General features: G+C 75.8%; 12 protein-coding genes. 3 read left to right on the forward strand and 9 right to left on the reverse strand.

The window, feature by feature from the left end:
- Positions 1–15 precede the first annotated feature (15 nt).
- Genes tsaE through AC4H2H_RS05390 form a run of 3 tightly spaced genes read right to left on the reverse strand, consistent with a single transcriptional unit; the run spans position 16 to position 3,007 of the window.
- Positions 16–603 carry a tRNA (adenosine(37)-N6)-threonylcarbamoyltransferase complex ATPase subunit type 1 TsaE gene (gene tsaE / locus AC4H2H_RS05380; protein ID WP_494369787.1) on the reverse strand — a complete coding sequence of 196 codons (588 nt, stop codon included), beginning with the start codon at positions 601–603 and terminating at the stop codon, positions 16–18.
- On the reverse strand, positions 600–1,904 hold the full coding sequence (gene alr, locus AC4H2H_RS05385; protein ID WP_494369788.1) for an alanine racemase: 1,305 nt from the start codon (positions 1,902–1,904) through the stop codon (positions 600–602). Before alr ends, tsaE begins: the two co-directional genes overlap by 4 nt.
- Positions 1,905–1,918: 14 nt before the next feature.
- Positions 1,919–3,007 carry a GlxA family transcriptional regulator gene (locus AC4H2H_RS05390; RefSeq protein ID WP_494369789.1) on the reverse strand — a complete coding sequence of 363 codons (1,089 nt, stop codon included), beginning with the start codon at positions 3,005–3,007 and terminating at the stop codon, positions 1,919–1,921.
- A 70-nt stretch (positions 3,008–3,077) separates the two neighbouring features.
- Here AC4H2H_RS05390 and AC4H2H_RS05395 point away from each other — a divergent pair, with 70 nt between their 5' ends.
- On the forward strand, positions 3,078–3,935 hold the full coding sequence (locus AC4H2H_RS05395; protein ID WP_494369790.1) for an MBL fold metallo-hydrolase: 858 nt from the start codon (positions 3,078–3,080) through the stop codon (positions 3,933–3,935).
- 9 nt (positions 3,936–3,944) lie between these two features.
- Here AC4H2H_RS05395 and AC4H2H_RS05400 read toward each other — a convergent pair whose 3' ends face one another.
- Positions 3,945–4,853 carry a pseudouridine synthase gene (locus tag AC4H2H_RS05400; RefSeq protein WP_494369791.1) on the reverse strand — a complete coding sequence of 303 codons (909 nt, stop codon included), beginning with the start codon at positions 4,851–4,853 and terminating at the stop codon, positions 3,945–3,947.
- Between the two features lie 178 nt (positions 4,854–5,031).
- Positions 5,032–6,756 carry a bifunctional ADP-dependent NAD(P)H-hydrate dehydratase/NAD(P)H-hydrate epimerase gene (locus AC4H2H_RS05405; RefSeq protein ID WP_494369792.1) on the reverse strand — a complete coding sequence of 575 codons (1,725 nt, stop codon included), beginning with the start codon at positions 6,754–6,756 and terminating at the stop codon, positions 5,032–5,034.
- A 266-nt stretch (positions 6,757–7,022) separates the two neighbouring features.
- Between AC4H2H_RS05405 and AC4H2H_RS05410 the strand changes: the two genes are divergently transcribed.
- Entirely contained in the window at positions 7,023–8,072 is a 1,050-nt protein-coding gene (locus AC4H2H_RS05410) for an LLM class F420-dependent oxidoreductase (RefSeq protein ID WP_494369793.1), read from the forward strand.
- Between the two features lie 79 nt (positions 8,073–8,151).
- Here the strand turns inward: AC4H2H_RS05410 and AC4H2H_RS05415 are convergent, their stop codons facing one another.
- Together AC4H2H_RS05415 and glmS are read right to left on the reverse strand one after the other, a co-directional pair.
- The gene (locus AC4H2H_RS05415; protein ID WP_494369794.1) at positions 8,152–8,502 is read right to left on the reverse strand and encodes a holo-ACP synthase; all 351 of its coding nucleotides are present in this window, start codon (positions 8,500–8,502) and stop codon (positions 8,152–8,154) included.
- A gap of 112 nt (positions 8,503–8,614) precedes the next feature.
- Positions 8,615–10,492 (reverse strand): glutamine--fructose-6-phosphate transaminase (isomerizing), encoded by a 1,878-nt coding sequence (gene glmS / locus AC4H2H_RS05420; protein WP_494369795.1) that lies wholly within the window; start codon positions 10,490–10,492, stop codon positions 8,615–8,617.
- 143 nt (positions 10,493–10,635) lie between these two features.
- Between glmS and coaA the strand changes: the two genes are divergently transcribed.
- Positions 10,636–11,625, forward strand: a complete 990-nt coding sequence (coaA, locus tag AC4H2H_RS05425) for a type I pantothenate kinase (protein ID WP_494369796.1) — start codon at positions 10,636–10,638, stop codon at positions 11,623–11,625.
- Between the two features lie 21 nt (positions 11,626–11,646).
- Here coaA and AC4H2H_RS05430 read toward each other — a convergent pair whose 3' ends face one another.
- Positions 11,647–12,423 carry a DedA family protein gene (locus AC4H2H_RS05430; RefSeq protein WP_494369797.1) on the reverse strand — a complete coding sequence of 259 codons (777 nt, stop codon included), beginning with the start codon at positions 12,421–12,423 and terminating at the stop codon, positions 11,647–11,649.
- Positions 12,424–12,703: 280 nt separating this feature from the next.
- Positions 12,704–15,265 (reverse strand): ATP-dependent helicase HrpB, encoded by a 2,562-nt coding sequence (gene hrpB, locus AC4H2H_RS05435; protein WP_494369798.1) that lies wholly within the window; start codon positions 15,263–15,265, stop codon positions 12,704–12,706.
- Between the last annotated feature and the right edge of the window lies 1 nt (position 15,266).

Consider the following 15,266-nt stretch of genomic DNA (forward strand, 5'->3'; position numbering starts at 1 on the left):
GGCGCGGGCGACGTCTCAGCGCGCGAGCGCGGCGACGTCGAGGTCCGCCCAGCGGGCGCCGACCCCCCGCACCGTGACGCGCCGCTCGCCCGCTTCGGGGGCGTCGTCGTCCGCCGACCCGGCACCGCGCGGCCGCTCGAGCACGATCTCGAGCCGGTCGCCCGCGAGCGCCTCGACGAGCCCGCTGCCCCACTCGACGACCGTCACGGAGTCCTCGAGGCTCGAGTCGAGGTCGAGCGCGTCGACCTCGTCGAGCGAGCCGAGCCGGTAGGCGTCCACGTGCACGAGCGCCGGGCCGCCGACGAGCGACGGGTGCTCGCGCGCGACGATGAACGTCGGCGACGCGACCTGCCCGCGCACCCCGAGCCCGGCCCCGACGCCCTGGGTGAGCGTCGTCTTCCCGGCACCGAGGTCACCCGTGAGGATGACGAGGTCGCCCGCGCGCAGCACGCCCGCGAGCGCGCGGCCGAACGCGCGCGTCGCGTCGGCGTCGGGCAGCACGACGACGCCGGTCGCGCCGGCGTTCGCGCCGTCGGTGGCGCCGGTGCCGACGCCGTCCGACGGGGTCGTCGCGGGGGTCGGGTTGTTCGGGTCGCCGCTCATCCGCGGACCGTCCTCTCCGTGCTCGGGTGGTGGTAGGGCTCGTCGGCCAGGAGGGCCCGCGCGCCGTCGTCGAGCACGTGCGTCCTCACGTGCTCGCGCGGCACGCGCGCGCCGAGGCGCGTCGTGATCTCGTAGCTGATGGTCCCCGCGGCCCGCGCCCAGTCCTCGGCGGTGGGGACGCCGTCGTGCTCGACGCCCTCGCCCGCCCCGAAGAGCGTGACGACGTCGCCCGCGCGCTCGGTCGCGTCCGGGCCGAGGTCGAGCACGACCTGATCCATGCACACCCGACCGACGACGCGCAGCACCCGACCGCCGGGCTCGCCCGGCCGCGCCCCGACGAGCACCGGGCCGCCCGGCGCCCCCGCCGGGCCGCCGCCCGACGCGTGCCGCGGGATCCCGTCGCCGTACCCGAGCGGCACGACGCCCAGCGTGGTGTCGTGCGCCGTCGTGTAGTGGTGGGAGTAGGACACGCCGTGGCCGCCGGGGACGCGCTTGACCGTGGCGAGCCGCGCCTCGAGCGTCATCGCGGGGCGCAGGCCGAACCGCGACGGCGGCCCCAGCTGCGGCACGGGCGTCATGCCGTAGACCGCGAGCCCCGGACGCACGAGGTCGTAGTGGGTGCGCGGGGCGGTGAGCGTCGCCGGGGAGTTGGCGAGGTGCCGCACCTCCGGCGCGAGCCCGGCGCGCTCGGCGAGGCGGACGGCGTCGTCGAGGGCGTCGGCCTGCGCGACGACGCTCGGGTGCCCGGGCTCGTCCGCGAACGCGAGGTGGGACCACACGCCGACGACGCGCAGCACGCCGTCGGACTGCGCGCGGGCCGCCGCGCGCAGGACGTCGGGCAGGTCCTCGGGCACGATCCCGTTGCGCCCGAGCCCCGTGTCGACCTTGACGTGGACGCGCGCGACGCGACCGGCCGCGCGGGCCGCCGCGACGACCTCGTCGAGCGCCCAGGGCGCGGCGACCGAGACGTCGACGTCGGCCTCGACGAGCTCGCGCAGCGGGGCACCCGGCGGGTAGAGCCAGGTGAGGATCCGCGCCCGGTCCGGCCCCACGCCCGCCGCGCGCAGGGCGAGCGCCTCGCTCGGCTGCGCGGTGCCGAGCCACGTCGCGCCGCCCGCGAGCGCCGCGAGGGCGCTGGGCAGGAGGCCGTGCCCGTAGGCGTCGGCCTTGACCACCGCCATGACCTGGGACGACGGCGCGTGCTCGCCGAGCGCGCGGACGTTGTCCCGGATCGCGGCCAGGTCGACGACGGCGCGCGCCGGGTAGGCGCCGAAGGGGGTCGTGCGCTGGGTGTCGCTCACGGTCGTCGATTCTCTCACTCGTCGGCCGGTCGCCCGCGGGTGGTCGCGCGGCCCGCGGCCGGCACCCCGCCGAACTCGACCCGGTACCGCGACGGGCTCGTGCCCAGCCGCGTGCGGAAGTGGTGACGCAGCGACTCCGCGGACCCGAGACCGGCGGCCTCCGCGACCCGGTCGACCGTCAGGTCCGTCGTCTCGAGCAGCTCGCGCGCCCGGTCGACGCGCTGGTCCAGCAGCCACTGCACGGGGCTCAGCCCCGTCCGCGCCGCGAAGCGGCGGGTGAACGTGCGCCGCGACGTCCCGGCCGAGCGCGCCCACCCGTCGAGGGAGATCGGGTCGTCGAGGTGCGCCCGAGCCCAGACCATCGCGACCTCGACCGGGTCCGCCGTGTCGTCCGGCGGCATCGGAGCACGGACGAACTGCGCTTGCCCGCCCGTGCGGTGCGGCGCGAGCACGAGCTCCCGCGCGACGCGCGCGGCGAGCCGTGCGCCGTGGTCCCGGCGCACGAGGTTCAGGCAGCAGTCGAGCGCGGCCGCGGTCCCGGCGGACGTGACGACGTCGCCGTGGTCCACCCACAGCACGTCGCTGCGGACCGCGACGTCCGGGTACGTGCGTGCGAGCCGCTCCGCGTCGTGCCAGTGCGTGACCACCTCGCGGCCGTCGGCGACGCCGCTCGCCGCCACGAGGAAGGCCCCCAGGCACAGCCCGACCACGCGGGCGCCGCGCGCGTGCGCGGCGCGGACGGCGTCGAGGAGCACGGGCGGGGGGTCGGCGTCGGGACGCCAGCTCGGCAGCACGACGGTCGCCGCCCGCTCGAGGGCCTCGAGCCCGTGGTCGACGTGCACCGCGAAGCCTGCCGAGGTGGCGAACCGCCCCGGCGACGGCGCGCACACCACGACGTCGTACCGCGGTCCGGTCCCGACGGGTCCGCCGCGGAGCGCCTCGCTGCCCAGCACGAGGCTCGGGACGGCGAGGTGGAACGGGCTGATGCCGTCGAACGCGACGACGGCGACACGCTCGGCACGACCCTCGCCCTGTGGCCCGGGCACGGTGTCCCGGGCCTGAGCGCTCCGCTCGGCCGTCGAGGTCGTGGACAAGGACGTCATGGCCCGATCCTACCGATCATCGACCTTCGGGCCACTTTCCGGAGGGGCGCACGCCCGTGAGGATCGATCCATGACCACCACACCGCACGCCGCACCCCGGCCCGACGACCGCCCCGACGAGACCCCGGCACCCACGACCCCGCAGGCAGGGCTCGTGCTCCTCCACGTCGGCGGCCCCTCGCTGCTGCTCCGGCTGGGCGGGCTCACGCTCGTCTCCGACCCGGGGTTCGACGCCCCGCGCGACTACCCGCGGCCCGGCGGCGGGGTCACCACCCGGTTGCTCGGCCCGGCCGCCGCGCCCGACGCGCTCGGGCCGCTCGACGTCGCGCTCGTCTCGCACGACGAGCACGTCGACAACCTCGACCTCAGCGGGCGTGCGCTCCTGCCCGGCGTGCCCTACGTGCTCACGACGCCCTCGGGCGCCGGACGCCTCGCGCCCGAGGTCCCCGGCGTCGTCGGGCTCGCTCCGTGGGAGTCGTTCGAGGTGCCCCGCCCGGACGGTGGCGTGCTGCGCGTGACCGGCGTCCCGGCCCGGCACGGGCCCGAGGGCGCGGAGCGCGTGCTCGGGGACGTCACGGGCTTCGTGCTGGACGGCGAGGGCCTGCCCCGCGTCTACCTGTCGGGGGACAACGCCGCGCCCGAGCTGGTCGCCGACGTCCCCGACCGCCTCGGGCCGGTGGACGTCGCGATCGTGCATGCCGGGGCCGCGCGCGTGGCAGCGATCCTCGACGGCGCCGCCCTCACGCTCGGCGCGGACGGTGTGCTGGAGGTCGCTCGGCTCCTCCGGGCGCGCCTCGTCGTGCCGGTGCACGCCGAGGGGTGGGCGCACTTCAGCGAGTCGGTCGGCGACGTGGAGCGTGCCTTCGCGGTCGCGGGGACGGACGACGTCCTGCGCGTCCCGGTGCCTGGCGTCGTGCTCGGTCTGTGACGGCCCGGCTCACCAGGCGTCGAGCACCCGGTCGGTCTCGAACCGGCGCTCGCGGCCCGTGAGCGGGTCGTCGAAGACGAGCGACCGGGAGACGAGCTGGAGCGGGCGCGAGTAGTCGTCGGGGGCGACGTCGTAGGGGTCGGGGTAGAAGTTGTCGTGCACGATCGGTACGCCGAGGCGCGCCATGTGCAGCCGGAGCTGGTGCGTCTTGCCGCTGTGCGGCTCGAGCCGGTACCGCGCGAGGCCGCGCGCGGCATCGGTCTCGATCACGTCGACGCGGCTCTCGGCGTTGGGCTCGCCGTCGACCTCCTCCGCGCGCATGATCCCGCGCCGCTTGAGGATCCGGCTGCGGACGGTCGCGGGCAGGTCGAGCGACGGGTCGTACGGCGCGACGGCCTCGTACGTCTTGCGGACCTCGCGGCGCGCGAACAGCTCCTGGTACGCGCCGCGCACCTGCGGGCGCACGGTGAGCAGCAGGACGCCGGCGGTCACCCGGTCGAGGCGGTGCGCGGGGCTGAGCTCCGGGAGGTCGAGGTCGCGGCGCAGCCGGACGAGCACCGACCGCGCGACGTAGGCCCCGCGCGGGATCGTCGCGAGGAAGTGCGGCTTGTCCACGACGAGCAGGTCGCGGTCGCGGTGCAGCACGCGGATCTCGAACGGGACCTCCGGCTCGACCGGCGGGTCCCGGTAGAGGAACACGAACCCGCGCGGCTCGTACGGGGTGCGCGCGTCCACCGGTCGCCCGCGCCCGTCGACCACCTCGCCCGCCGCGACCTTCTCGGCCAGGCGACCGGCGTCGCCGGGGAAGCGGTCGCGAACGTAGTCGAGCGTGCGTGTGAACCGCGCGATGCTCTCGGCGTCGTGCGGCAGCACGAGGCGCGTCGGGTTGAGGCCGTCGCGCACGGGAAGGGGGACCACGCCTCCACGGTACCGGCGCGCGCCAGCCCGCCGACCCGCCACCGGCCCGGGGGCGCGCCCCTACGCGCCGTCGTCCAGCGCCTACGCGCGGGCCCGGCGCGCAGGGACGTCCCTCCGCGCCGGGCACAGAGGTCCGCGGGCACATCGGTCTCCCGGGCGCGCCGGGGGTTTTGGGCCGTCAGGTCCCGTCGCGGCGCGCGGCGAGCAGCTCGGCGACGACGGCGGGCACCGCGCCCGCGACGTCGAGCGCCGCGACCGGTCCCCCGGGGTTCGCGCGCTCCGCCGCGAGGCCGTGCACGACGGCGGCCGTCGCCGCGAGCTCGCCGGCGAGCCCCGGCTCGTGGACGACCCGCTCGGCGTGCGCGGCGAGCACCGTCCCGAGGATCCCCGCGAGCACGTCGCCGGCGCCTGCCGTCGCGAGCCACGGGGGAGCGTCGGCCTGCGACCATGCCCCCTCCGGCCCGACGACGACCGTCGCAGACCCCTTGAGCAGCACCGTCGCCCCGGTGAGCGCGTGGGCGCGGCGCGCCCAGCGCAACGGCTCGGCCTCGACGTCGGCGCGCGTCACGTCGTCACCGCGCGCCCGCAGGAGCGTCGCGAGCTCGCCCGCGTGCGGCGTGAGGACGACCGACGGCGGGCACCGGTCCTGCAGGAGCGACAGCGCCCCGGCGTCGACCACCGCGGGCACCCGCCGACCCGCGACCTCGGCGGACAGCTCACCCGTCGCGGCCGCGAGCGCGTACCGGACGCGCTCGTGCTGCCCGCCGTCGTCCACCGGGTCGTCGTCCGGGCCGGGCACAGGCGGGACGCCGGGCCCGAGTACCCACGCCTGCACGCGGCCTGCGGCGGGCACGACCTCGGGCCGCGCCGCGAGGACGGCGCGCGTGACGTCGTCGGACCCGCGGTAGCGCACCATCCCCGCGCCGGTCCGGACGGCCGCGCTCGCGACGAGGACCGCGGCACCCGGGAACGTGGGAGTCCCCGCGACGACCCCGACGACCCCCCGCGTGTACTTGTGGTCGGTCGGCCCGGGCACCGACCACCGCGCCGCCACGTCGGCCGGCTCGAGCCGCCGCACGACGGGCGAGCCGTCGCCGTCGCGACCTCCCTCGCTCCCCGCGCCGCCCACGCCCGACCCGGCGCCCGGGCGCCTGCCGAGACGCAGGCCGATGTCGACGACGGCACCGCGGCCCGCGAGGTGCGTCGCGGGCGGCAGCAGGAGGCCGGGCTTGGCTGCGCCGAACGTCACGGTGCGGTCGGCGCGCAGGACCGGCCCGGGGACGGCGCCGTCGTCGACGCCGATCCCGCTCGGCGCGTCCACCGCGACGACCCACAGGCGCCCGTCGCCCTCGCGTCCCTCGTCGAGCGCGCGGTCGAGGCGCCGCACCAGGTCCGCCGCCACGCCCCGCAGCGCACCCCGGGCACCGATCCCGAGGAGCCCGTCGAGCACGACGTCGGCCCGCACCGCCTGGGCGGCGACCCGGTCCGCGACGTGCGGGTCGAGGTGGTCGTGCGGCCGGTCGGGCCGCGACGCGTCGTCGGGGCTGCCGACGAGCACCTCCACGAGTCCGCCCGCGGCCCGCAGCGCGGCGAGCCCGCCCGCGTGCGCGTGCTCTCCCGCGAGCACCGCCAGCACGTCGACGCCCCGGCGCGCGAGGTAGGCACCGGCGTGCAGCGTGTCGCCCCCGTTGTTGCCCGACCCGACGAGCAGGACAGCCCGGGCCCCCGCGACCCGCCCGTCGCGACGACCGCCGTCGGGCAGGGTCACCGACCGCAACCGCGCGAGGTCGCGCGCCACGATCGTCGCGAGCGCGAACGACGCCCGATCCATGAGCGGCTCCCCCGCCGCGAGCAGAGGCTCCTCGGCGGCACGCACGTCGGCCACGGACCAGGCTTCGATCATGCCCCCATCCTGCCGACCCCCGGCCATGCCCGCCCGCTCGCTCGGCGAGAAGGGCGCGACGCGAACGCCCGACCTCGGTCCACCTGCCGGCCCGGTCGAGAAGGTGAGCCGACGACGGTGGGTGGGGCGGGTGCGCCGGATCGTGGTGGGTCTGGCGGGAGCCGCGAGGGACGAGCGGCGGATGGTAGATCCGGCGCACCCGCCCCACCCACCACCCAGGGCGACCAGAAGACGCACAAGCAAGCCCCCCACGTAGGGTGACGCCCATGCAATTCGGACTCTTCATCCCGCAAGGCTGGCGCTACGACCTCGTCGACGTCGCACCCGAGGACCACTGGCCGACGATGCTCTCCCTCGTGCAGCACGCCGACGCCGCGACGGCGGGCGACGCGCCGCAGGGCGGCGGGTTCGCGTGGGACGGCGTGTGGGTCTACGACCACTTCCACACCACCCCGACCCCCAGCACCGAGGCGACGCACGAGGCGTGGACGCTCATGGCGGCGTTCGCCGCGGCGTCGCAGCGGGTGCGGCTCGGCCAGATGTGCACGTGCATGGCGTACCGCGAGCCGACGTACCTGGCGAAGGTCGCGGCGACGATCGACCACGTCTCGGGCGGACGGCTCGAGATGGGCATCGGCGCCGGCTGGTACGAGCACGAGTGGCGCGCCTACGGGTACGGCTTCCCGAGCGCGGGCGAGCGGCTGCGCGCGCTCGACGAGGGGGTCCAGATCATGGCGCGCATGTGGCGCACGGGGTCGTCGGGCTCGTTCGAGGGCGAGCGGTATCAGGTGGACGGCGCGCTGTGCTACCCGCAGCCGCTCCAGCGCGTCGCTGTCGACGGCGAGGGCGACGTGCCGAGCATCCCGCTGTGGATCGCGGGCGGTGGGGAGAAGAAGACGCTCCGCATCGCCGCGCAGCACGCGCAGTACACGAACTTCGACGGCTCGCCGGAGGGCTTCGCGCACAAGTCGGCGGTGCTCGAGCAGCACTGCCGCGACCTCGGGCGCGACTTTGGCGAGATCACGCGGTCGGCCAACTACAACGTCGTCATCGGCGCGACGGAGCGCGACGTCGCGGACCGGCTCGCGCGGATCGAGGAGCACGCTCGCCGCTACTTCCCGGAGAAGGCGGACGACAGCATCGCGTCGTGGCGCAGCGGCCCGCTGGTCGGGACCCCGGAGCAGATCGTCGAGACGCTGACCGGGCTGCGCGGCCAGGGCCTCGGCTACGCGATCGGGTACTTCCCGTTCGCCGCGACCGACCGCGACCAGCTCGACCTCTTCCAGCGCCAGGTGATCCCCGCCCTCCAGGGCTGACCTCTGTTCGTGGGCATGAAGGGCCTGGTTCTCCGTCGAGAACCAGGCCGCCTTCGTGCCCACAGCTCCCGCCGGTCGGTCAGCCCTCGGCGACGACCATGGCCGAGGCGATGCCGGCGTCGTGCGAGATGCTCAGGTGCCACCGGGTGATGCCGAGCTCGTCTGCGCGGGCCGCGACGGTCCCGGTGATCTCGACCTCCGGCGGTCCGCCGACGATCCGGTGCACCGTGGCGTCGTGCCACCGCATCCCCGCGGGGGCCCCGAGCGCCTTGGCGATGGCCTCCTTGGCGGCGAAGCGGGCGGCGAGCGAGGCGGGCGGGAGGTCGCGCTCGGCCTCCGTGAAGAGCTTCTCCCGCAGCCGGGGCGTGCGCTCGATCGTCTCCATGAACCGCGCGACGTCCACGACGTCGATCCCCACCCCGATGATCATGCGCTCACCCTATGGCCGGCCCCTCCGAGCATGCGCCTGCCTCCTGCCGAACATGCGTGTGGCCCGTCCGGTCGTCCGGACGGGCCACACGCACATTCTCGGCGAGGTCGGGTTACTCGACCGTGACGGACTTGGCGAGGTTGCGCGGCTGGTCGACGTCCAGGCCCTTCGCGGTCGCGAGCGCCATCGCGAAGATCTGCAGCGGCACGACGGCCAGCAGCGGTGACAGCAGCGTGGGCGACTCGGGGATCCAGAAGATCTCGTCCGCGTAGGGTCGCACCGCGTCGTCCCCGTCCTCGGCGATGACGAGGGTGCGAGCCCCACGGGCCCGGATCTCCTGGATGTTCGAGATGATCTTCGAGTGCAGGCCCTCGCGGCCGTGAGGCGACGGCACGATGACGAACACCGGCTGGCCCTCGTCGATGAGCGCGATCGGCCCGTGCTTGAGCTCGCCGGCCGCGAAGCCCTCGGCGTGGATGTAGGCGAGCTCCTTGAGCTTCAGCGCGCCCTCGAGCGCGACGGGGAACCCGACATGCCGGCCCAGGAACAGCACGGACGACGCGTCCTTCATGGACCGCGCGGTCGCCCGCACGTACTCGCCCCGCTCGATGACCGTCTGGATCTTGCGCGGCATGTCGCGCAGGTCGTCGAGGATCGCGGAGATCTCGTCGGGGAACTTGTTGCCGCGCAGCTGCGCGAGGTAGAGCCCGAGCAGGTACGCCGCCGTGATCTGCGACAGGAACGCCTTGGTGGAGGCGACCGCGATCTCCGGCCCGGCGTGCGTGTAGAGCACCGCGTCGGACTCGCGCGGGATGGTCGACCCGTGCGTGTTGACGATGGAGATGACCTTCGCGCCCTGCTCGCGCGCGTGGCGCACGGCCATGAGCGTGTCCATCGTCTCGCCCGACTGCGTGACGGCGACGACGAGCGTCTTCTCGTCGACGATCGGGTCGCGGTAGCGGAACTCGTGCGCGAGCTCGACCTCGACGGGGATGCGGCACCAGTGCTCGATCGCGTACTTCGCGACGTGCCCGGAGTACGCGGCCGTCCCGCACGCGACGACGATGATCTTGTCGACCGCGCGCAGCACGGCCTCGTCGATCCGCAGGTCGTCGAGCACGAGCCTGCCGGTCGTGTCCGTGCGGCCCAGCAGGGTGTCGCCGACGGCGTGCGGCTGGTCGTGGATCTCCTTGTCCATGAAGGACGCGAAGCCGCCCTTCTCGGCCGCTGCGGCGTCCCAGTCGACCGTGTAGCGCTTGGCCTCTGCCGGGTTGCCGTCGAAGTCCGTCACCTCGACCGCCGTCGGGGTGATCGTGACGATCTGGTCCTGGCCGAGCTCGAGCGCCTCCTTGGTGTGGGAGATGAACGCCGCGACGTCGGAGCCGAGGAAGTTCTCCCCCTCGCCGAGCCCGACGACGAGCGGCGAGTCGTGCCGCGCGCCCACCACGGTGTCGGGCGAGTCGGCGTGCACGGCGAGGAGCGTGAACGTCCCCTCGAGCCGGCGCGCGACCTGGCCCATCGCGAGCGTGAGGTCCTTGGTCTCGCGGTAGGCGCGCGCGAGGAGCTGCGCGGCGACCTCGGTGTCGGTCTCGGACAGGAACCGCACGCCGTCGGCGACGAGCTCGGCCTTGAGGGTCGCGAAGTTCTCGACGATCCCGTTGTGGATCACCGCGAGCCGGTCGTCGTCCGCGAGGTGCGGGTGGGCGTTGGTGTCGGTGGGGCCGCCGTGGGTCGCCCAGCGCGTGTGCCCGATCGACGCGGTCGCCGCGGGCAGCGGGTGCAGGCCGATCTCCTCGACGAGGTTCGCGAGCTTGCCCGACTTCTTCGCGAACGCGACGGCGTCGACCCCGGGTCCGACGAGCGCGACCCCGGCCGAGTCGTAGCCGCGGTACTCGAGCCGGCCGAGTCCTTCGAGAGCGACGTCGAGGGGTCGCCCCGAGGCCTCTCCCACCATGGTTCCAGGGCCCACGTAACCCACGATTCCGCACATGGTCGTCGAGTCTATCCGCGGGCGACGACCGCTCCGGAGCGGCGAGATCCCGCGGTTTTTCGTGAGGTCCGCTGACTAACTCCGCCTCCACGTGGCGAGCGTCCGTGCACGGTCGGTCGCGCGCATCCGGCAGAATCGGTCGGGTGTCCTCCCCCGTACACGACCCGTCCGACCTCGTGCCCGCCCGGCTGGCGGCGCCGTCGGCGTCGCCCTACGTCGACCTCGACCGGGCAGCCTGGAGCCGGTTGTCGGAGTCGACGCCCCTGCCCCTGACCGGAGACGACGTCACCCGCCTGCGCGGCCTCGGCGACCCGATCGACCTGGCCGAGGTCGACGCGGTGTACCGCCCGCTCTCGCGCCTGCTCAACCTCTACGTCACCGCGACGTCGGGCCTGCACGAGGCCACCTCGACGTTCCTGCGCGAGGACACGGGCAACACGCCGTACGTCATCGGCGTCGCCGGTTCGGTCGCCGTCGGCAAGTCGACGACGGCACGGGTCCTGCGCGAGATGCTCGCACGCTGGCCGGAGACGCCGCGCGTCGAGCTCATCACCACCGACGGGTTCCTCCACCCGAACGCCGAGCTCGCGCGCCGGGGCCTCATGGAGCGCAAGGGGTTCCCGGAGTCGTACGACCGGCGGGCGCTGATCCGGTTCCTGTCCAAGGTGAAGGCCGGCCACGCCGAGGTGCGGGCTCCCGTGTACGACCACCTCACCTACGACATCGTCCCCGGTGCCGAGGCGGTGGTGCGCAAGCCCGACGTGCTCGTCGTGGAGGGGCTCAACGTGCTGCAGCCGGCACGGCCCAGTGCCCACGACGAGTCGACCGTCGCGGTCTCCGACTTCTTCGACTTCTCGATCTTCGTCGACGCGCGCACGCGCAACATCCGGCAGTGGTACGTCGACCGGTTCCTCGCGCTGCGGCGCACGGCGTTCGCCCGGCCCGAGTCGTACTTCCGCCGCTACGCCGACCTCACGGACGAGCAGGCGGTGGAGCGCGCGAGGTCGATCTGGGACTCGATCAACGCCCCGAACCTCGAGCAGAACATCCTGCCCACGCGTGGTCGGGCGACGCTCGTGCTCACCAAGGGCTCGGACCACTCGGTCCAGCGGGTGCGCCTGCGCAAGCTCTGACAGGACCCGCTCCACCGCGTCTCAGAGGGCGGGAGTGCCCGTGCTCCCCGCACCCGGAGGCGTCGTGGCGCGGTCCGACGGCGGTGCCGCCTCGTCGGGCACCCTCACCTCGCGTGACTCGTCGCCGTCGGCGGGGGTCAGCGCGTCGGCGGTCGGGGCGGCATCGGCGGGCAGCTCGCCGCGGCGGCGGGCCCGGACCATGAGGATCCGGTCGATGACGAAGCCCGCGGCGATGCCCAGGACGACACCGAAGACCATGGCGAGCAGCGGCTCGTGCCCCAGCCACTGCGCGGCGACGAGACCGATGAGCACGGAGTACAGCGCCCAGGTCACGGCGGCGATACCGGAGAACGCCATGAACCGGCGCCGCGGGTACCCGACGGCACCTGCCGTCATGTTGACCGCCACGCGACCGATGGGGATGTACCGCGCGGCGAGGATGAACGACGCGCCCCGGTGCGCGAGCGCGCGCTCGGCCCACGCGACGGCCTTGCGACCGCGCGGCGTGCGCAGGATCCGTACGCGGTCCGTGCCGATCGTGCGACCGATCGCGAACGCGATCTGGTCCCCGGTCCACGCGCCCGCCGCAGCGAGGAGCAGCACGAGGAAGAGATTCGGTTCCCCGGTGGCGTGCGCGGACACCGCGAGCGTGATGACCACGGACTCGCTCGGGATCGGCGGGAAGAAGCCGTCGATCGTCGCGAACGCGTAGAGCGCCGGGTAGATCCAGCCGGACGCGGCGAGGGCGAGAATCCAGGTCTCCAGATTCTCCAGGAAGGTCGAGACGGCCTCGGTCAAAGGTTCCTCGTTCGTCGGCTGGCGGGGGGCCAGGCTGGCTGCGGCGGGTCGGGCGTCCCGCGCCACGACAAGCCTACGGAGCGCGGGGCCGAGAACCATCAGGGAATCCCCCGGTTTCACCCTGAAGGTTCCCGTCCGACCGGACGGCGCCCGGGCACGAGTCTGGTCCGCGCGCACGCACCGCGTCGTCATCCCGACGAGGGACATCGCCACGCCGCGCAGTACATCGGGAGGACCAGGCGCCTCACCACCCGTGCCCACCCGCGCCCTGGTGGCCCGGTCAGCCGTCGCGACGGCGCGGGCGCGGCGTCCCGCGCAGCGGTTCGGCGGTCCCCGGGTCCTGCGGCCACGCGTGCTTGGGGTAGCGGCCGCGCAGCTCGGCACGGATCTGCGGGTAGCCCTGCACCCAGAACGAGGCGAGGTCCGCCGTGACGGCGGCCGGGCGACCCGCCGGGGAGAGCAGGTGCAGCAGCACGGGCACGCGTCCGCCCGCGAGGCGCGGCGTGCTCGCCCACCCGAACGTCTCCTGGAGGCGCACCGCGAGCACCGGCTGGTCGTCCGCGTAGCCCACCGCCACGCGGGACCCGCTGGGGACCTCGAGCCGCTCGGGCGCGAGCTCGTCGAGGCGAGCGGCCGCGGACCACGGCAGGAGCCGGCGCAAGGCCCCGGCGAGGTCCACCGCGCGGCCCCGCGCGACGCCTGCCAGGTCGGGCCCCAGCCACGCGTCGAGATCGTCCAGGAGCGCGTCGTCGCCGACATCGGGCCACGGGTCCCCCAGCGCGCGATGCAGGAACCGCAGGCGGTCCCGCAGGCGGACGGCGCCGTCGGACCACGCGAGGCTCCCGAGACCGTCGCGGCGGAGCCCGTCGCGCGCGGCGCCCACGACCACGCCGGCGGGCGGGTCCCGCCACGGATCGCGGACGAGCTCGATGGCGCCCAGGGTCGTCACCCGAGCAGCACGCACACGTCCGCCGACCCACTCGGCGACTCCGGTCGTCCGCAGCTCGGCCGCCGCGGCAGCCCGCGCCGTCGCCTCGTCGACCGGCGCGGCGGACCGCACGACGGCGTCCGCCCGGCCCGCCGCGCGGTCCACGTCCGCGACCGCGATCCACGGCATGCCCTGCAGCGGGGAACCCGGCGGCAGCCGCGCGCCTGCCCCCGAGACCAGGAGGTACGTCTCGCCGCCGGGCCGCAGGCGAGCCAGCCGGTCCGGGTGCGCGAGCGCGACGACGTGCCCGACGGCGGCGTCGTCGCTCGGGCGGTCCGGTGCGGTCGCGCGCGCGGCCCTCCCCTCGACGTCCGACCCGTCGGCCCCGTCCGTGCCCGCGGCACGCGCGACGCGCTCGAGCCGGTCCCGCTGCGCCGCCCAGGCACCCGCGCCCGGTCCACCGTGGCGCAGCGCGCGCAGCGCCGCGGGCAGGTCGGCGCCCGGCACGCGCACGTCCTCCGAGAGCAGCGCGACGACCTCCGCCGCACGCCGCGCGCCGACCGCGGGGACGGCGTCGAGCAGCGCCCGTGCACGACGCGGGTCGGCCGGTACGGCGGCGATGCGGCGGCCGAGCGGCGTCACCCCGTGCGGCCCGACAGCGCCCAGGCCGTGCAGCACCGCGCGCGCCGCCGCGTGGGCCGCCCGGGGCGGCGGGTCCAGGAGCGCGAGCCCGGCGCCGTCGGGACTGCCCCAGCAGGCGAGCTCGAGGGCGAACCCCGTGAGGTCCGCGGTGCGGATCTCGGGCTCCGCGTGCCGTGCGAGGCGCGCGTGGTCACCCTCCGACCAGCACCGGTACACCGCCCCCGGCCCCTCGCGCCCGGCGCGCCCGGCGCGCTGCTCGGCACCCGCCCGGCTGACCGCCACCGTCACGAGGCCGGGCAGCCCCCGACGCACGTCCGTGCGCGGCTCGCGCGCCAGCCCCGCGTCGACGACCACGCGCACGCCCGGCACCGTGAGCGAGGACTCCGCGACCGCCGTCGAGACCACGACCCGGCGCCGCGGACCGGCCTCGAGCGCACGGTCCTGCTCGCGCGGGGGCAGGCGGCCGTGGAGCGGGCGCACGTCGACGTCCGCGAGTCCCGCCAACCCCCTCGACACGGCGTCCACCTCGCGCGCCCCCGGGACGAACACGAGGACGTCGCCCTCGCGCTCGGCCAGCGCCCGGCGCACCGTCGCGACGACGTGGTCGAGCAGCGCGGGCGACGTCCCCCGGGCGTCGGTGCGCGGACCGCGCCCTGGGCACCACACGACGTCGACCGGGTGCAGCCCGCCCTCGACGTGCACCACCGGGACCGGCCTCCCGCCGATCCCCGGGCGGCCACCGCCGAGCGCCGCCGCGGTCCGCTCCGCCTCGACCGTCGCGGACATCGCGACGAGCGCGAGGTCGTCGCGCAGGTTCTCCCGCACGTCGACGAGCAGCGCGAGCGCGAGGTCGTCCTCCAGGTGGCGCTCGTGCACCTCGTCGAGGACGACGCCGGCCACGCCCGGCAGCTCGGGGTCGCGCTGGAGCCGGCGCACGAGCGTGCCGGTCGTGACGACCTCCACGCGCGTGCGACGCGACGTCCGCGACTCGCCGCGCACCGTGTACCCGACGGTGCCCCCGAGGTCTTCGCCGAGCAGGGACGCGAGCCGCCGTGCCGCCGCTCGCGCCGCGAGCCGGCGCGGCTGGGTCACGACGACGCGGCCGCCCAGGGCCGCCGCGAGAGCCGGCGGGACGAGAGTCGTCTTGCCGGTGCCGGGCGGCGCCTGCACGACGACGGCGCCGACCGCGCGCACGGCGGCGACCACCTCGGTCAGGTGGCGCCCCACCGGCAGGTCGGGCGGCGCGGCGAGGAGCCGGGCGAGCGGGTCCACC

It is taken from the genome of Cellulosimicrobium sp. BMG9.22, from assembly GCF_059159975.1.